This window comes from Halosolutus gelatinilyticus, from assembly GCF_023028105.1.
Taxonomy (GTDB): Archaea; Halobacteriota; Halobacteria; order Halobacteriales; family Natrialbaceae; genus Halosolutus; species Halosolutus gelatinilyticus.
Genome location: NZ_CP095491.1, coordinates 2,041,061 through 2,058,329 on the forward strand (window position 1 = coordinate 2,041,061; position 17,269 = coordinate 2,058,329).

Annotated in this window: 19 protein-coding genes and 1 tRNA gene; 13 read left to right on the top strand and 7 right to left on the bottom strand. The window is 65.7% G+C overall.

Going from position 1 to position 17,269, the window contains the following annotated elements; translation table 11 throughout:
• The first annotated feature begins 25 nt into the window (after positions 1-25).
• The 5 genes from MUH00_RS10030 (at position 26) to MUH00_RS10050 (ending at position 4,308) form a co-directional block, all read left to right on the top strand.
• Positions 26-199 (top strand): hypothetical protein, encoded by a 174-nt coding sequence (locus MUH00_RS10030; RefSeq protein ID WP_246998053.1) that lies wholly within the window; start codon positions 26-28, stop codon positions 197-199.
• A 76-nt stretch (positions 200-275) separates the two neighbouring features.
• The gene (locus MUH00_RS10035) at positions 276-620 is read left to right on the top strand and encodes a cupin domain-containing protein (protein WP_246998055.1); all 345 of its coding nucleotides are present in this window, start codon (positions 276-278) and stop codon (positions 618-620) included.
• A 552-nt stretch (positions 621-1,172) separates the two neighbouring features.
• A complete protein-coding gene (locus MUH00_RS10040) occupies positions 1,173-2,315 on the top strand; it encodes a phospholipase D-like domain-containing protein (protein ID WP_246998057.1) in 1,143 nt (380 codons plus the stop codon).
• A gap of 101 nt (positions 2,316-2,416) precedes the next feature.
• The gene (locus MUH00_RS10045) at positions 2,417-3,223 is read left to right on the top strand and encodes a phosphatase PAP2 family protein (RefSeq protein WP_246998059.1); all 807 of its coding nucleotides are present in this window, start codon (positions 2,417-2,419) and stop codon (positions 3,221-3,223) included.
• A 95-nt stretch (positions 3,224-3,318) separates the two neighbouring features.
• Positions 3,319-4,308, top strand: coding sequence for an aldo/keto reductase (locus tag MUH00_RS10050; protein ID WP_246998061.1), 990 nt, complete (start codon positions 3,319-3,321; stop codon positions 4,306-4,308).
• Positions 4,309-4,468: 160 nt separating this feature from the next.
• Here the strand turns inward: MUH00_RS10050 and MUH00_RS10055 are convergent.
• Positions 4,469-4,540, bottom strand: a tRNA-His gene (locus MUH00_RS10055).
• A 273-nt stretch (positions 4,541-4,813) separates the two neighbouring features.
• Here MUH00_RS10055 and MUH00_RS10060 point away from each other — a divergent pair.
• Positions 4,814-5,269, top strand: a complete 456-nt coding sequence (locus MUH00_RS10060; RefSeq protein WP_246998063.1) for a DUF5814 domain-containing protein — start codon at positions 4,814-4,816, stop codon at positions 5,267-5,269.
• A gap of 50 nt (positions 5,270-5,319) precedes the next feature.
• Here MUH00_RS10060 and MUH00_RS10065 read toward each other — a convergent pair whose 3' ends face one another.
• The 3 genes from MUH00_RS10065 to MUH00_RS10075 all read right to left on the bottom strand — a co-directional run bounded on the left by MUH00_RS10065 (position 5,320) and on the right by MUH00_RS10075 (position 7,457).
• Positions 5,320-5,730 carry a DUF8146 domain-containing protein gene (locus MUH00_RS10065; RefSeq protein ID WP_246998065.1) on the bottom strand — a complete coding sequence of 137 codons (411 nt, stop codon included), beginning with the start codon at positions 5,728-5,730 and terminating at the stop codon, positions 5,320-5,322.
• Between the two features lie 163 nt (positions 5,731-5,893).
• Positions 5,894-6,526, bottom strand: a complete 633-nt coding sequence (locus MUH00_RS10070) for an RPA family protein (RefSeq protein ID WP_246998067.1) — start codon at positions 6,524-6,526, stop codon at positions 5,894-5,896.
• Position 6,527: 1 nt separating this feature from the next.
• Entirely contained in the window at positions 6,528-7,457 is a 930-nt protein-coding gene (locus MUH00_RS10075) for a replication factor A (RefSeq protein ID WP_246998069.1), read from the bottom strand.
• Positions 7,458-7,758: 301 nt separating this feature from the next.
• Here MUH00_RS10075 and MUH00_RS10080 point away from each other — a divergent pair, with 301 nt between their 5' ends.
• Entirely contained in the window at positions 7,759-8,742 is a 984-nt protein-coding gene (locus tag MUH00_RS10080; protein WP_246998070.1) for an LLM class flavin-dependent oxidoreductase, read from the top strand.
• 6 nt (positions 8,743-8,748) lie between these two features.
• Here the strand turns inward: MUH00_RS10080 and gfo6 are convergent, their stop codons facing one another.
• Positions 8,749-9,819 carry a D-xylose 1-dehydrogenase Gfo6 gene (gfo6, locus tag MUH00_RS10085; RefSeq protein WP_246998072.1) on the bottom strand — a complete coding sequence of 357 codons (1,071 nt, stop codon included), beginning with the start codon at positions 9,817-9,819 and terminating at the stop codon, positions 8,749-8,751.
• Positions 9,820-10,022: 203 nt separating this feature from the next.
• On the opposite strand from gfo6, the gene nadA reads away from it, so the two are divergent.
• Positions 10,023-11,156, top strand: a complete 1,134-nt coding sequence (nadA, locus tag MUH00_RS10090) for a quinolinate synthase NadA (RefSeq protein WP_246998074.1) — start codon at positions 10,023-10,025, stop codon at positions 11,154-11,156.
• A gap of 5 nt (positions 11,157-11,161) precedes the next feature.
• Entirely contained in the window at positions 11,162-12,709 is a 1,548-nt protein-coding gene (locus MUH00_RS10095; RefSeq protein ID WP_246998076.1) for an L-aspartate oxidase, read from the top strand.
• Positions 12,710-12,773: 64 nt separating this feature from the next.
• Here the strand turns inward: MUH00_RS10095 and MUH00_RS10100 are convergent, their stop codons facing one another.
• On the bottom strand, positions 12,774-13,925 hold the full coding sequence (locus MUH00_RS10100) for a mechanosensitive ion channel family protein (RefSeq protein WP_246998078.1): 1,152 nt from the start codon (positions 13,923-13,925) through the stop codon (positions 12,774-12,776).
• A gap of 136 nt (positions 13,926-14,061) precedes the next feature.
• Here MUH00_RS10100 and nadC point away from each other — a divergent pair, with 136 nt between their 5' ends.
• The 3 genes from nadC to MUH00_RS10115 all read left to right on the top strand — a co-directional run bounded on the left by nadC (position 14,062) and on the right by MUH00_RS10115 (position 16,220).
• Positions 14,062-14,883 carry a carboxylating nicotinate-nucleotide diphosphorylase gene (gene nadC / locus MUH00_RS10105; RefSeq protein ID WP_246998080.1) on the top strand — a complete coding sequence of 274 codons (822 nt, stop codon included), beginning with the start codon at positions 14,062-14,064 and terminating at the stop codon, positions 14,881-14,883.
• Positions 14,884-14,985: 102 nt separating this feature from the next.
• Positions 14,986-15,705, top strand: coding sequence for an RNA 2'-phosphotransferase (locus MUH00_RS10110; protein ID WP_246998082.1), 720 nt, complete (start codon positions 14,986-14,988; stop codon positions 15,703-15,705).
• A 77-nt stretch (positions 15,706-15,782) separates the two neighbouring features.
• Positions 15,783-16,220 carry a hypothetical protein gene (locus MUH00_RS10115; protein ID WP_246998084.1) on the top strand — a complete coding sequence of 146 codons (438 nt, stop codon included), beginning with the start codon at positions 15,783-15,785 and terminating at the stop codon, positions 16,218-16,220.
• A 63-nt stretch (positions 16,221-16,283) separates the two neighbouring features.
• On the opposite strand, the gene MUH00_RS10120 is transcribed toward MUH00_RS10115, so the two are convergent.
• Positions 16,284-16,823 carry a GNAT family N-acetyltransferase gene (locus tag MUH00_RS10120; protein ID WP_246998086.1) on the bottom strand — a complete coding sequence of 180 codons (540 nt, stop codon included), beginning with the start codon at positions 16,821-16,823 and terminating at the stop codon, positions 16,284-16,286.
• Between the two features lie 241 nt (positions 16,824-17,064).
• Here MUH00_RS10120 and MUH00_RS10125 point away from each other — a divergent pair, with 241 nt between their 5' ends.
• Positions 17,065-17,253 (top strand): hypothetical protein, encoded by a 189-nt coding sequence (locus MUH00_RS10125; protein WP_246998088.1) that lies wholly within the window; start codon positions 17,065-17,067, stop codon positions 17,251-17,253.
• The last annotated feature ends 16 nt before the right edge of the window (positions 17,254-17,269 follow it).

The window sequence follows — 17,269 nt, forward strand, 5'->3', positions numbered from 1 at the left end:
ATACCGTCGAGGCGGACGATAGAGTATGGATGACACTACCGGTATCAACGATCCGGAAGTCCTCTGCGATACGATCGCGGAACTGATCGACGCGCTCGAGGAGGGCGGCCTCCTCACCGAGGATCGGGCGTCCGAGTTGCAGTCGGACGTCTATCAGTCGATCGACCTCGGCGACCTGCCGATGGAAGAACGGGAGTAGCGCCGACGCTCGACCGATCGCCGCGACCGATTTCCGGTTCGATCTCATTTTTACTGATGAGCGATAACGCTCGCGCATGGGCTACGACACCGCGACGAAGACTGATGTCGACTCGGTCGCCCCGGAGGAGTGGGGCGGACTGTGGTTCCTGAAAGGCGCCCTCGGCGCAGATCGACTCGGACTGTCGGTGCTCGAACTCGAACCCGGCCGCAAAGGCAAGGAACACGACGAAACGAAGACCGGTCAGGAGGAGATCTACTACGTCGTGGAGGGCGCCGTCGAGGTCGACCTGACCGATCGATCGGAGACGATCGCGCTCGAGGCCGATGAGGTGATCCGACTCGACCCCGACGAATCGCGACAGATCCACAACCGGGGCGACGAGCGGGCGAAACTCGTGCTGGTCGGCGCACCGCTGTAGCGGCCGGCGCGTCTCGATCGCCACGAATCGATAGTAGGTGTCTGCGTTCGCGCGAATGTGTCCGGCCGTAGTCACGGGCTGTGAGCCGCGGTCACGGGCGTCGGCGGGCGTCGACTGATCCACGTTGTATCGATCGTCCTTCGGCTGCGTTTACCGGAGACCTGTCGGTCACGCTCTTCTTTCGGCTCGAGGCGCCACATCGAATGCGACGAGACGGGTGCCTTCGCTCCCCATGAAAGCACCGAGTACGCGTTCTAGACCGATCGGCGCGTCGAGGTTCCGCCGCAAGTCAGTACTACCGACACTCAATTACGAGCTACTATCTCGATTATTGAATCAAACTGAGAACAGAAAATTAATATCGGTTAGTCCATCTTTACCCCAGTATTCGCCGATGAAAGCCGAGATACCACTCCACGGTTGTCCGGTGACGGAACGCCTCGGACGGCTGCACCCTCACATCCCGACCGCCCGCGGGGATCGCCCCTTCAGATAACCGTGAAGCGACGAACGATTCTCAAACTGCTCGGTGCGACGAGTGCGGCCGGAACGATGGCCTCCCTGTCACCGGCAACCGACGTGGTACCTGACGTCGAAACCGGCTCCCCCGTCGAGACTGCGTTCAGTTATCCGACGCTCAGAGGAGAGCCGGACGACGTCCACGAAGAGACGGTAGCTACGCTATTGTCCCGTGCGGCACCGGGATCGACCGTTCACCTCTCCACCTTTACGTTCACGCGAACGAACCTGGCGAGGACGTGCATCGAAGCCGCCGAGCGGGGCGTCGACCTGAACATACTGATCGACGAGCACTTCGCTCACACGGCCGCAACGCGACTGTTACTCGACGAGCTGGACGATTCGGTATCGATCACCGTCGATGGAGCGATCGGAGACAATATCAATCACAACAAATTTCTCCTCCTGGACACGTTACGAAACGGCGAGACGGAGGTCGTCTGGCAGTCGTCGGCTAATTTCACGAACAGTCAACGCCACCTGCACAACACGTCGATCGTGTTCCGCGGGGACGCCGACCTGTACGACGCCTATCGAAGTTACTGGAACGACATGATGACCGGCGAGACGAATTATCACTATAACCGAACCGTCGAAACCGACACCGCCACCGTCTTCTTCTCTCCCCGATCCGACTTCGACCCCCTCCTTACGGCGCTCGAAAACGTTTCACCGTCCTCGGACGCGGCGATTCGGTTCATGTACTTCATCTGGGATACGGGCCGCCTCGAAGTGATCGACCGAATCGCGGAGCTCGTCGACGGCGGGTGCTCCGTCGGCGTGATCCTCAACCAAGGGGCCAGCAACGTCGCCGATCATCTCCGAAACGCGGGAGCCGAAGTGCTCGAATATCCGAGCTACACCCCACGAAAGGGATTGACGCCCGATCGGTCCCCGAACGTTCATTCAAAGAATATGTTGATAGACGCGGATTTCGACGTCGACGGCGACGCGGAGCGCCGGAAACTCGTCTACACGGGCTCGCAGAATTTGAGCGGATTCGGGTTGACCAACAACGACGAAACGCTCCTTCGGATCGAAGATGACGACGTGTACTGTCGGTTTCTTCGGGACTGGAACCGCGTTCGTAGTCAAGGGCTCGTAAAAAGCGGGATGAGAGACGGGGTGACCCGCTACCGACGGGCGGCCCGCTACCAAGGATCGACCCGCTGTTGACGCACGCATCGGTCGGCTCGCCGATCTGCCGCCCGCGAACGGCACCTAAATAAGACGGCGAACGGCTTAATCGCCTCCGTCTGCTACTGTACAGTGGCCGTATGGCGTTCGGGAGCATAACTATCCTCATCGTCCTCGTGGTTACCGCGCTGGTCGCAGTGATGAGCAAACTCAGCGGCATCGATCCGTTCGCGCTGACCGTCGATGAGATACAAGCGCGGTCACGGGCGATCGCGCCGTACGCCGGCGTATTGATCCTCGTGTACCTGTTCAACCGAGCGTCGCACACGACCACGGGACAGCGGCTCTCGACAGCCTTGGGCGTCAACATCACCGACGAACTGTACGCTCTCGAGGGCGATTTCGTCGCGGCCCTTCAGTCGCTCATCCCGCTCGAATTGACCGGATTTTTTTCGTCCGTCTACCTGTTCGGATTCGGATTTATCCTCTGCTTTTCGGTGATCGCGTATCTGTTCTTACCGACGCACCGGCATCTGAAGGAGCTCTTCGTCGCCTACAGCGCTAACTACGGCATCGGCGCGCTCTGTTACCTCCTGTTTATCGCACGCGGCCCGCGGAAGGTGATCGACACCGTTCGAGAGCCGATGTTCGAGCAGTATCCGCAGGTGATGACGTTCACCGCGGAGATCAACTCGAGCGCGAACGTCTTTCCGTCGCTTCACGTCTCGTTCGCGGTAACCGTGGCGATACTGGCGTGGCGAACGCGCGACGACTACCCGCTGTGGTCGTGGGTCGCGACCGTCCTCGCCGCGGCCATCATCGTCTCGACGATGTTCCTCGGCATTCACTGGTTGATCGACGTGATCGCCGGGATCGGCGTCGCCGTCGTCAGCGTGGCGATCGCGTTGTACGCCGTCGATCGTCGCACATCCGAGCCGTACTCGTAACTCAGACCGCGTCGCAGACTGCCGCTCACGGACCGCCCACGCGGTCGATTGCCACGAGGCCAAGACATACCCGATCCGGCGATCATCGATCGGGCATGAACCATCGACGACTCGGTTCGACCGGACGCGACGTCTCGGAAGTCGGCCTCGGCACGTGGAACATCGGCGGCAGCTGGGGCGACGTCTCCGACGAGACCGGCCGCGACGTCGTCCGCGCCGCTCTCGATTCGGGTATCGACTTCGTCGACACCGCGGACGTCTACGGCGACGGTCGCAGCGAGCGACACGTCGGCCGCGTCCTCGACGAGCGCGACGCTCACGACGACGTCTTCGTTGCGACGAAAGCCGGTCGACGGCTCGATCCCCACGAAGCGGGCCGCTACACCTACGAGAACATCTCCGAGTTCGTCGACCGGAGCCGCGAGAACCTCGGCGAGGAGACGCTCGACCTCGTCCAGTTGCACTGCCCGCCGACCGAGGCGTACTACCAGCCGTCGACGTTCGAGGCCCTCGAACGGCTCACAGACGAGGGCACGATCGCCCACGCCGGCGTCAGCGTCGAGAAGGTCGAGGAGGCGACCAAGGCGATCGAGTACGACGTCGTGGAGACGGTCCAGATCATCTTCAACCCGTTTCGTCAGCGCCCGAAGGAGCTGTTCTTCGAGCAAGCCAGAAAGAAGGATATCGGCGTGATCGTCCGCGTCCCGTACGCCTCGGGGCTGCTGACGGGTGCGCTCGATCGCGAGCAGTCGTTCCCCGAGAACGACCACCGCAACTTCAACCGCGAGGGCGAGGCGTTCGACGTCGGGGAGACGTTCGCGGGCGTCCCCTACGAGACGGGTCACGATGCCGTCGAGGCGCTCGACCCCCACGTTCCCGAGGATCTCTCGCTGGCCGCGTTCACGCTCCGCTGGATCCTCGACCACGAGGCGGTGTCGACGGTCATTCCGGGGACCACGTCGCCGAAGCACGTCCGATCGAACGCCGCCGCATCCGATCTCGAACCGCTATCCAACCGGGCCCACGGCGCGACGCGAGACGTCTACGAGGAGTACGTCGCCGAACACGTACACCACCGCTGGTGAGTCAATTCTCGATCGGACTCCCGTAGAATCGTCGCGAAAACGTCCGGGTGCGAGAATCGAACCGAAGGAAGACGGTCGCCTCGCTCCGCTCGGCGCTGCGACTTCCAGGGTTCGATTCTCCGCGGATTTCTGTGGCTCACGGAGTTGTTCGCCGCAGAAAGTCCGGGTGCGAGAATCGAACCCGCGTCTCAGCCTCCACAAGGCTGAAGGATAACCACTACCCCAACCCGGACGCGCTTACACTTCTCTCTACAGGTGGTTGGACTGAAATACGTTACGACTCGGGGACGGGAGTGTGCGACTCCGTACCGCAGGATTTCGATCGCACGCTCCCGCTCGCGGCTTCGCCGCTCGCTTCATCGCAATTCTCATCCGCTTCGCTCGTGGGTCGCTTTGCTCCCCGCTCGCATTCCGCGTTTCTCACTCCGTTCGTTTCCAATCGCGCTCACTCCGAGCCGCACAACCGGGACGTTTTTCGGCCCGACACCCGTAGCACCGCCAACGCGTGGCCATCACCGACAAGATCTACATCAAGAACCATCGGCAGCTCAGCTCCCAGCTCGAGACGAACATTCCCAAAGGCGCGTTCAAGGGGGCGACCCTGGACCTGCTCTTTCGCGGGGACGGCCTCGACAAACTCGACGACACGACCCGCGATCGGGTGCTGGACTTCGCCGAGGACTTTCTCGACTGCGACTGCGACGACAACCCCTACTGCGGCTGCCCGGAGCAGAAGTTCATCCGGTACCTGCTCGAACTCCGCGCGCAGGGGCTCGGTCCGGGCGCGATCGTCGACGTGATGTCCGACGACTACATGGTCTACGCCTACGCCGGCGACGTCCTTTCGTTCCTCGACGACGGCGTCCGCACGCTCGAAGCGGCCGAAGCCCTCGCCCGGGTCGACGGCGCCGGGGAGAAAGAAGACGAGATTCGCCGGGCAAAGCGGGACCTCACGAGATAATCCGGAACGAATCGCCGATCGCGGTTTTCACGCCGTCAGCGCTCGCGTCCCTAGCGGAGCTGCGACGGACCGTCGGCCTCGTCGAGGTCGTCGAGCAGGAGTACCTCGTTGTTCTCGTCCTCGAGGCGGTCCTGGAGGTCGGTGACGTAGGATTTGTACTCGTCGAGTTGCTCGCGGAGGTGGTCGGCTTCGAGTTCGAGCCGTTCGTGCTCCCGGATGAAGCTCTTCGGCACCTCCACGGTCGGAGGGAACTGGAGGTCCCCTTCTCCCTCGGCAGTCCCCGCGGCTCGGAGGTCGGACTCCGGCACGACCGCGACCTGTCCGTCGTGTTCGACGAGTTGATCGACGTAGTCCCGGAAAACGGCGGACAACGAGATGTCGCGCTCCTCGGCGATGTCCTGTAACGCCTCGAACGCGTCCTCGTTCACGCGAAACGAGATCGTCTTGTTCTTGTTGCCCATTGTAGGGATAGTCGACCGTCGTCGCACTTAACACTTTGTCAGACGATCGCACAACGAGACCGAAGAGCCGCCGTGGGGCGTCGACAACTGCCGTCGCTCGCGTCTGGCGTCGATCGCGAAAAGAACCGCGGGTGTGTCGTCGGTGGTGTGTCGGTCGCTGCGATCAGGCCGTCGCGTCCGCTTCGATCTCTTCTAAGCTCTCGAGCGCTTGGATCACGTCGCGGCGGTAGTTCTCGACCGGCGAGTCGTACCGCTCACGGGCCATCTGGGCGTACTCGTTCGTCGGCGCCGTCGAGCCGCTCTCGGGCGCCTCCTGCTCGGCTTCCCACTCGCGGAAGGCTTCGATCCGATCGAGCGTGCGCTCGGCGGTTTCGACGACCCAGCGATCGCGAGTGGCGTCGTCGACGATCGCGATGGACTCGGGGCGGACTGAGACGTTGACGGTGCCGTCGTCGGTTTCGAAGGTTCGCGGTTTACCGACGATCGCGACGTACGCCGGCGGCTCGGCATCCCGCAGGACCGAGGCGGCCTCGGGCTGATACTGGCCGGCGTAGACGAAGAACGTCCCCGTCGGGTCGACGACGCGGCCGCGCCAGTACTCGCTGTCCTCGCCGACGTCCTCGGTCTCGGTGAGGGTGCCGACGATGAACACGCGGTTCGCGCGATCGCCCGTCGGGAGCAGCGCGTAGTTGGGCGCGCGCTCGTCGTCGCTCTCTTTGAAGGTATACGTCGAATCGTTGAATTCGGAGGCGAAGACGCGGCGGGCGACTTCGCGGGTGAGTTCTGCCTGGCTCATGTCACATCGACCTCGCTTTGATCAGCAGTTCCTCGGCATTCGCCGGCCCGTCGAGTTCCTCGACGTCGTCGGCCAGGACGTAGCGGCCGAAGGTCGGTCCCTCGATGCGGTAGTAGGTGCCGACGATCTGATCGCGAATCTCGTCGGCGACGACGGTGGTGTCGAGCGCGTCCATCGCCATGTCTTTCGCCTCTTCTAAGCTGATGTCCGTCAGGTCCTCCGTGGCGTCCTTGTCGAAGATGACCTCGTGGGCGTCGATCCCGTCGTCGACGACGGCCTTGATCCGGAGGTCGAATTCACCTTCGACCTCGCCGTGCTCGCTGCAGCGGCCGTTCTGGAGCACTCGAGTGCAGTCGTCGTGCGGGCAGCGCTTGATGAGGCCGCTGCCGCTTTGCATGTCCACGAGGGCGCCCTCGATCTCGCTGGTGTCGTCGCCGACTTCGATGTCCTCGTCGAGTTCCTCGATGACGGTCGTCGAGTTCAGCTTGACCGAGTACCTGCCCTGGTACTCGTCGGTGACGACGTTCCGGAGTTCGTAGACGCCGCCCTCGTCGAGCGAGGGAAGGTCGGATTTGGCCCACTTAGTGAACTTGATCGTGCCCGTCGGATCGCCCAGCAGGCCGACCTGCGCGACGGAATCGCTGCGGGGCTCCCACAGTTCGATGACCTTCGCGGTGAGGTCGATCCACTGTTCCGGCTCGTCGACGTCCTCGACCTGGGCGGCCTCGCTCGATCCGCTCGCGAGGTCCTCGCGATCGAGGCCGGCTTCCTCCAGGTAGTGGTTCGTCACGCTCCGGCGCGCCTCGTCGATCGGCACTTTGTACTCGTCGACGAGGGTTCGCAGGCGCTTTTCGACGTCCTCGACGCTCAGGTCGAGATGGTCCGAAAACTGGTCGTGTATGTCGTCCGCGTGCTGTCGTACGTCGCTCATGGTGTCACGCCTCCTCCTTGGTTTCACTGGGAGGCATGCGTCAGTTCGATCCCGATCGTATTTAAACTGCCGCCACCGGAGCGGAAGTGAAATCGGCCCGGACCGATCGTCGTCGCGTTCGTCACCGGCGTCGGCTATCGCGCCGCCGCCGCCGTCCAGTTTCGGTGGTGTCGTCGCGTTCCAGACGGCGTCATCCGGCCGTCTCGTTCGCCCGCCGCGGGGCCGATCGGGGAACAGAGGGCGAGTCGACAGTCCCTCTTCGACCCCACGGATTTTCGTGGTGGACGTTCTCCACCCGGGCATGGAGGTTGGACTCATGGTGACGGCCTTCGGCGACGTGGATCTCGCCGACGTCGCCGTTCGCGCGGAGGAGCGGGCGTACGACGCGGTTTGGGTCGGCGAACTCTGGGGCGCGAGCGGCGTCGTCCAGGCCGCCGAGATCGCGGGTCGAACCGAGTCGATCGACGTCGGCACCGCGATCTTAAACGTCTACTCCCGATCGCCCGCGGTGCTCGCGATGACCGCCGCCTCGATGCAGCAGGCGTCCGACGGCCGGTTCACGCTCGGCCTGGGAACGAGCACTCCGAAGGCCGTCGAGGATCTGCACGGGATGGCCTTCGACAGACCGGTCCGGCGCGCCCACGAGACGATCGAGATCGTCCAGGAACTCACCGCGGGAACCGGCGAGCCAGTCGAGTACGACGGCGAACTGCTCTCGGTCGCCGACTTCCCGGCGATCGACGCCGAGTTCCCGATCTACCACGCTGGACTCGGACCGGCGAACCGGCGCGTCGTCGGACGGCTCTGCGACGGGTGGATCCCCCACAACATCCCCTTCTCCGAACTGGACGACGCCTTCGAAGTCGTCGCCGAGGCGGCCCGGGAACGCGATCGCGACCCCGACGAGATCGCGATCGCCCCGTACGTCCCCGCCGCGGTGAGCGACGACTCCGACGACGCTCGAGCGGTGCTGCGCAAGCACGTCGCCTACTACGTCGGCAGCGGCGAGGGCTACCGCCGGGCGGTCGGCATGCGCTACCCCGACGCGGCCGATCGGGTCGCCGAGGCGTGGCGCGACGGCGAGAAAGGGGCGGCCGCCGAGGCCGTTACGGACGAGATGGTCGACGACCTCGGCGTGGCGGGAACGCCCGACGACGCGCGCGAGCAACTTCGAACCCTCGTCTCGGAGACGGGGGTCGATCACCCGATCGTCGTGATCCCCGCGCCCGCCTCGGATGACCTGGCCCGGCGGACGATCGACGAACTCGCGCCCGATCGACGCTGACGTCGGTCAGTCGAGATCGACCCGTCGCCCCGTCTCCGCCGACTCGTAGGCGGCCTCGATCGCCCGGAGATCCGTGACGCCGTCCTCGCCGTCGGGTTCGGGATCGGTGCCCGTGAGCACGCAGTAGCCGAAGTAATCGAACTCCTCGCGAACTTCGTCGACCGGCGGGCCCGTGTACTCCATGTACATGTCGCCGCTCTCGATGACCATTTCTTGGGGGACGACGCCGCCGAACGGCGAGGCGATCGAGATCATTCCGTCGGTGCCGATCAGTTCGAGCCGGCTGCTGGCGTGCGCGTCGAAACTCGCCGTACAGGAAGCCGTTGCCCCCGACGGGAACTCGAGTTGGAAAGCGACGTGTTCGTCGACCTCATCGAACGGGTCGCCACTGGAGTGGGTCGTCGCGTACACGCCGTCGGGATCGCGGCCGAGCACGAATCGGATCGTGTTCAGCGGGTAGACGCCGAGGTCGACGAGTGCGCCGCCGCCCGCCAGGTCGGGGTTGAGGCGCCACGTGTTCGACCCCGCGTACTCGAGGATCGGGTGCGAGAAACTGCCGTGGATCTGAACGAGGTCGCCGATCACGCCGTCGCGGACGAGTTCTCGCGTGCGCCGAACCGTCGGCTCGGTCTGCAGTCGGTAGGCGGTCATCAGGGTCACGTCGGCCTCGTGACAGGCGTCGACGACCGCCCGAGCGCGATCGACCGACGCCTCTAACGGTTTCTCACAGATGACGTGTTTGCCGTGCTCGGCTGCGGCGATCGCGTACTCGCCATGGGTCGCGTTCGGCGTCGCGACGTAGACCGCGTCGTAGGTGCCGGCGTGGTCCCCCACGCGGAACCCGTCGTAATCGAGGACGTGGTCGACGTCGAACTCGCTTGCGAGCGATCGCGCCCGATCGGGCGATCCCGTCACGAGCGCTGTCGCCTCGCAGTACGTCCCCTCGGCGATCGCGGGAAGGGCCCGATTCCGGGCGAAGCCGCCGGTGCCGACGACGGCGAGACGGACCGTCCCCTCGGGCGCTGTCCGCTCCCAGTCCCGCCGCGTGAAGCCGGCGAAGGGATCTTCGAGTCTCATACCGCCTCTAGGGACGCCCGGTAAAAGAACTCAACGTCCGCATAGCGGTCGACCGGAGGAAAAATCTATTCTCCAGTCTGAAAAACCGATGGGGCGTTCCCTACTGCCGCATCTCTCGGTGGTAATCCTCCGGAATAGGATTTCGAAGGAAAAAGTTATTCAATATGGGCCGACGACGTGAGCACAACCACAGGTAGCGTAACATGGTAAAAATGGAAACGGCGGAGCTGGAGACCGATTTAAGTTTGTTCAAATACGACAACCTCGAACAGCTGCCCTCGCGATACCGGGATCTCGAGGTGGACGAGCGAACCGAGCGCATCGAGGCGGCGCTCGCGGCGCTCGGTGACGACGTCGTAATCCTCGGACACAACTACCAGCGCCGCGAGGTCGTCGAGCACGCCGACTTCGTCGGCGACTCCTATCAGCTCTCGAAGCGGGCCGCCGAGGCTGACGCGGAGTACGTGATCTTCGGCGGGGTCACGTTCATGGCTGAGAGCGCGGATATCATCACCGACGACGACCAGACGGTGATCCTCCCGAGCATGGAGGCGTCGTGTCCCATGGCCGGGATGGCCGAGGCACTGCAGGTCGACAGCGCGTGGGCCGAGATCACCGCGGCTGCGCCCGACGCCGACATCGTTCCGATCACGTACATGAATTCCTACGCCGATCTGAAGGCGTTCTGTGCGAGCCAGGGCGGACTCGTTTGCACCTCCTCGAACGCCCACCGCGCGTTCGAGTGGGCCTTCGATCGAGGCGACAAAGTCCTCTTCTTGCCCGACAAGCACCTCGGGGAGAACACCGCCCACCGGCTGGGAATGGGGGGCGAAATCGCCACGTGGGACCCATGGGACCCCGAGGGCAAGGACGACGACGACGTCGCCGAGAAGGACATCATCCTCTGGGACGGCTACTGTCAGGTTCACGAGCGGTTCCGCGTGGACCACGTCGAGGCCATCCGCGAGGAACACCCCGACGCGAACGTGGTCGTCCACCCCGAGTGTCGCCGCGAGGTCGTCGAGGCCGCGGACGTCGTGGGCTCGACGGCGACGATCTGCGAGACGATCGCCGAGGCCGACCCCGGCGAGACGTGGGCGATCGGCACCGAGATCCACCTCGCGAACCATCTGGAGCGGTGGCACCCCGACGTGAACGTGCTCCCGCTCTGTGGCGACGCCTGCATGGACTGCAACGCGATGCGCCAGATCGACCCCAACTACCTCGCCTGGGTGCTCGAGGAACTGGTCGAGGGTCGCGAACGCAACGTGATCGAGGTCGCCCCGGAGGAGAAGGAACTCGCGAAACTGGCGCTCGATCGGATGCTCGAGATCTGAGAGCCATGACGGAGAACCACCCCCACGAGACGACGGACGTACTCGTCGTCGGTAGCGGTATCGCGGGCTGTGCGGCCGCCCTCGCCGCGGCGCGGGCGGGCGCGGACGTCCTGCTGCTGACGAAAGCCGAACGGCCCGACGACGCCAGCACCGACCGGGCGCAGGGCGGCATCTCGACCACCCGCGGCGATCCCGAGGGTCTCAAACGGGACATTCTCGAGGCGAGCGACGGGACGGCCGATCTCGACGCCGTCGACGTCCTCGTGGAGACCGCCGACGAGGCCGTCGAGGACGTGCTCCTCGACACCCTCGGGATCGCGTTCGACGAGCGTGCGGATGGGAACGGCGAATTCGACTACACCCGCGAGGCCGCACACTCCCAGCGTCGGATCCTCCACGTCGCCGCCGCGACGGGGACGCACATTCTGCGCCCCTTCCTGAACTTCGTCGACGAGCGCGATCGGATCGAGGTTCGACAGAACGTCGCCGCGCTCGACCTGCTCACCCACGAGGGGCGCGTTCACGGCGTGATAAGCGACGAAGAACCGACCGGCAAACCGATCTACGCCGGCGCCACGATCCTCGCCACCGGCGGCATCGGCGCGCTCTACGGTCGATCGACCAACCCCGACGACGCGACTGGTGACGGGATCGCGATGGCCGCACTCGCGGGTGCCGACGTGGCTGACCTCGAGTACGTTCAGTTCCACCCCACCGCGTACGACGGGGACGCGCCCTTCTTGCTCTCCGAAGCCCTCCGCGGCGAGGGCGCCGTCCTCCGCAACGGTGACGGCGATCGATTCATGGCCGACTACCACCCGCAGGCGGAACTCGCTCCGCGGGACGTCGTCGCGCGCGCCGTCGCCGCCGAACGGGAGGAAACCGGCGAGGTCGTCCTCGACGTGCGTCCCCTCGATTTCGAGGCCGAGTTCCCGAACCTCGCCGCGACGTGTCGCGATCGGGGCGTCGACGGCGACGAGATCCCCGTCGCACCCTGCGAGCACTTCTGCTGCGGCGGGATCGACGTCGACGATCGCGGGCGGACGACGCTCGATCGGCTCTACGCCGTCGGCGAGTGCGCGCGAACGGGCGTCCACGGTGCGAATCGGTTGGCGAGTACGAGTCTGCTAGAAGGGCTCGTCTGGGGGCTCCGCGCGGGCGAGGACGCGGTCAGCGAGGTGCATCGCACCTCGGGGCGGAGCGGTGAAACCGCGGAGCGGTTCGACCCGGAACCGATCGAGGCGCCCGACCTCCGAAACAGCGATCCGGCCCTGCCCGATCGCTTCGCCGCCCAGAAGTTCACCCGCCTGCAGCGGACGATGGACGACTACCTGGGACTCGAACGCGATCCCGACGGAATCGCCCGCGCGAGCGCCGTCCTCCGGCGCCTCAAGGGCGAGGTCGACGCCTACGTCCGCACCCGGACGGCCCGCGACCTGTACGAACTCCGGAACGCGAGCGTCGTGGCGCTGCTGATCGCGCGCGCAGCGAGCGAGAACGCGGAGTCGAGAGGGTGCCACTACGTCGTCGACGAGCCGGCCCCCACGCAGTAACGATTCGGCGACGCCATCGACGGCGACGATCGCATCGTCGCGCCGGCCGGAACCGATCGTCCCGCTACGCGGACCGTCGTTCCGAACCGATCGCGCTCGCCCCGTCCGCGATCGACGTCGCGGACGCCGCATCGTCGTGACCTCCCTCTGCGTTCGCCGGCTGCAGCGTGACCTCCCGCTGTGGGAACGGGATCTCGACGTCCGCCGCGGTCAGTTCCTTGTACATCGCCCGGTTGAGTCGGTGCTGCGCCTTCTTCTCCCGGATCGGCGAGGCCACCCAGCAGAGGAGTTCGTATTCGAGCGCCGAGTCGCCGAACGCGCGAAATCGCATCCGCGGTCGCGGCGAGTCGAGGACGAGCGACTCTTCGTCCGCGATCTCCAGGACGAGTTCCTCGAAGGCGTCGACGTCCGTCCCGTAGGCGACCCCGATCGGCACTTTGAGCCGCTTCCGACGCTGGGGCGCCGACTGGTTGATCACCCTCGTGGCGTTCAGCGACGCGTTGGGGACGGTGACGAGCACTTCGTCGCGCATCATCAGCGTCGTCGATCGGACCCCGACCTTGACGACGGTCCCGGCCTCTCCCGTGTCCAGTTCGATGTAGTCGCCCAGCTTGTACGTGTCGTCGAAGTACAGCGCGATGCCGCCGAAGAAGTTGGCGACGGTGTCCCGGGCGGCGAACCCGACGGCGATGCCGGCGACGCCGGCCGCGCCGAGCAGCGGCGAGATGCTGTACTCCCACAGTGACAGCAGGATCCCGATCGTGCCGACGAACACGATCAACGTCCAGACGTTGGAGAAGACGGGCGCGAAGTCGAACCGCGAGCCCTTGTCCTTGACCTCCTCGACGAATCGGTTGACGACCCGGTTCGAGGCGAAGGCCCAGGCGACGACGATGATCGACAGCGACGGCTTGCCGAAGAACGTATCGAGTTGGTCGGGCGTGAGCAGGACGTTTTCGTTGACCGCCGTGAGCTGTGTGAGCACGTAGACGCCCGCCAGCGCGGCCGTCACCACGATCGGCGCCCGGAGCTCCTGGACGAGGATGTTGTCGTACTCCGTCTCCGTTCGGCCCGTGTACCGCAGCAGGGTTCGGAGGACGACGACTTCGAGTACCACCGCCAGCCCGAGCGAGAACCCCACCAGGAGCGCGGTCGCCTGCCAGGGGGGAACTCCCTCGAACAGCGAAGAGAGCGAGTCGAGAAGCGTATCGATCATGACAGAGACAGGGCAATGATCGACGTAACTGTTTCTGCAGTCTGAGCGTCACGTTTTCCTGATTCTCGGCGACGCGGTCGGCGGCCGGAAACGGGCGGGTTTATTCGATCCGGGACCCCAGCGGCGAACGAACCGCATGATCACCTCGTTACAGATCGAACGCTGGCTCCGGGAAGACGTCGGTCACCACGACGTGACGAACGACGTTCCTGGCGAGACGATCGGATCGCTCGTCGCCAACGAGCCGGGCACCGCCGCGGGCCTCGAGGCCGCAAGCGCCGTGTTCGAGTATCTCGACGTGGGCGTGCTCGAGGCCCTCGACGACGGGACGGAGATCGATCCCGGGGACGAACTCCTCCGCGTCGAGGGGCCCGCCCGGGAAGTCCTTCGGGGCGAACGGATCGCCGTGAATCTCGCGGGGCACGCCTCGGGGATCGCGACGCGGACGCGAGAAGCGGTCGATCGAGCCCGCACCGAATCCGACGACGTCCGGATCGCGGCGACCCGCAAGACGACGCCCGGACTCCGGGGTCTCGAGAAGCGCGCCGTCGTCGCGGGCGGCGGCGACACTCACCGGCTCGACCTCTCGCACATGGCGATGGTGAAGGACAACCACGTCGCCGAGCTGGGGCTGGAAGGGGCGATCGACCGCTTTCAGGCGCGGGCGTCGTTCGCGACGAAGATCCACGTCGAGGTCGAGACCGTCGACGATGCGCCGCGGGCCGCCGCCGCGGGCGCGGACGTCGTCCTGCTCGACAACATGAGCCCCGACGAGACGCGGACGGCCGTCGATCGACTTCGCGACGACGGACACGACGCGGTGCTCGCGGAGGCCAGCGGCGGGATCACGATCGAGACCGTCGCCGACTACGCCGCGACGGGCGTCGACGTCATCTCGATGGGGGCGCTCACGCACTCGGCGCCGTCGCTCGATCTGTCGTTCCGGACCGGGCAGTAGGACGGCCTGGAGATCGACCGTCGCCGTCGACCTGCTCGCTGCGATCGCCCCGATCGACGGGTCGTTCGTCGTCCTTTTCCGCTCGAGCGACGAACGTCACCCGTGACCGACCCGATCCGAACCTGCGCGGACCACGGTTCGTTCGGCGGCGAACGAGAACGGTGCCCGGTCTGCAACGCGCCGGGTGCGCAGTTGCTGTCGGGAACCCAGCGTCGGCGGCTCTCGAAGTTCACGAGCGGCGCGCTCCGGCACTTCCCCGACGACGTCGGGCTGGAACTGGACGATCGGGCCTGGACGGCGTACGGCGACCTCGTCGCCGCGGTCGAGCGTAGGTACGACTGGGCTACCGCGGATCACGTCGCGGCGGTGATCGCGACGGATCCGAAGGGGCGATTCGAGCGAGCCGACGTCGACGGTGGCGACGGCGTCGCCGAGGGCGCCGATCGGGACGGGGACGATCGCGGTCGCGTCCGGGCCGCGTACGGCCACTCGATCGACGTCGACCTCGAACCGACGGACGCGCCGGTGCCGGACGAACTGTACCACGGAACCGACCCGGAAGCCCTCGCGTCGATCCGGACGTCGGGCCTCCGGCCGATGTCGCGCCAGCACGTTCACCTCTCGGGGAGCCCCGAGGTCGCCCGACGAGTCGGACGGCGCCACGCGAGCGCCCCCGTCGCGCTGGTCGTCGACGCTGCCGGACTGCTCGCGGACGGCCGCCGAATCGCGAAGCGAGGCGCGGAGACGTACACGACCGACGAGGTGCCGCCGGCGTACCTCTCGACGTTCTCGAAATCGCCGTCAGGGACCGATTTCGAGTGAGTGCCAGCGCGTTCGTTTTCGCACAGATTGTTTGGATAAAATATATTTGGCGGCGCTGAGTACCGTCCACCACTACCATGGACACCACGCACGACGCGTCTCAGGCGTCGATCGAGGACGGCCCGATCTCTCCCGAGTTGCTCGCCGCGGCGGTCGGCGCGTTCGACGTCGTCATGTTCGCGATCGTCGGACAGGTCGCGCTCGGGGATCCGATCGTCGGCGGGCTCGCCGGCGTCTTCGTCGGCGGCGGGATCTACCTGCTCCTTCCGGTGATGCTGAACGCCCAGGAAAACGACGGATCCGGGACGATGGAGTCCCCCGACGGGAGCAACCCGGTTCGCGGGCTCCACCGACTCGCCGCCGGATTCGCGCTGTCCGTCACGGGGCTGCTCGTGCTCGCGACCCAGCTCGCCGATGTCGCGCTCCCGATCGGTCTGGGCGGAGCGGCCCTCGCCGGCGCCGTGATCTATCTGGCGGCCGGGTTCGCGTTGCCGAACGCGAATCCGCGGCGGTGAGTTCGGCTCGCTCTCGTCAGCCGATCGGGGCCGGCCGCGAGGTGCCCGACGGTCGACTCGAGACTACGTCGACGCCGACCCGTCCGATCGCGATCGATCGAGAGCGGTCCGGTCGTTTGTAGTCCGGTCGGGCGCGGCATCGAGCGGTTTCTCCAGCAGGACGAACTCGAACGTGAAGGCGCTCTCCTCGGAGCAGTCGATCGGCTCGTAGCCGCGGCGCTCGTACCACTCGAGCAGGAACGGGTGGTCGGCGAACGTCGTGAGCCGCAGGCGCTCGCCGCCGCGATCGCCGACGAGCGTCTCGACGTGATCGAGGAGCCGCGTCGCGGTGCCCTCGCGCTGTCGGTCCGGAACGACAGCGAGGCGTTCGACGGTCGGCACCGATTCGCCGAGCAGTCGCACCGTGCCGATCACCTCGCCGCCGTCTTCGGCGACGAACGTGAGTCCGTCCGAGAGCCAGGATGCGACCGTCTCCGCGTCGACGTCGGTCAGCCGCGTTCGATAGCCGAAGTCGACCGCCGTCGCGTACGCCCGTCGGTAACAGCGGGCGATCGCCGCCGCGTCGCCGCGGGTCGCTCGACGGATCTCGGGAGCAGCGTTCACAGGTATCGAAAGGGACCGAGCGAGTAAAACATGTGCCAGATTCGATGCCGCTTTTCCCGAACCGGGGTAGCACGCGCTGGTTCTCGACAGCGGGTGGACCCCGGCCCTGACGGGGGCGGATCGGCGTCTACTGCTCCCGATCCCCGTTCGGCGATCCCGTCCGATCGCGTTCGCGGGGCGCTTTCGATATCGGATAGCGAATCGAAAGTGAGAATACCTTTATATTGCTGAATCAGTGGATATGACGAAGCCTGCGGAACCGGGGTCGGCGGCGCAGGGTGGCGGGACCGACGCGCGGGTGTCTCCGGACGCGGCCGCGGATCGGCGGCCGCGCGTCGACGGCGTCTCCGACGCAGATCCGGTTCCACCGCAGACAGCCCGCGAACGCGACGGCGCGTTCGTCCGAATCGACTCCAACGATTACGACTGACCGCACTCCAGCATCC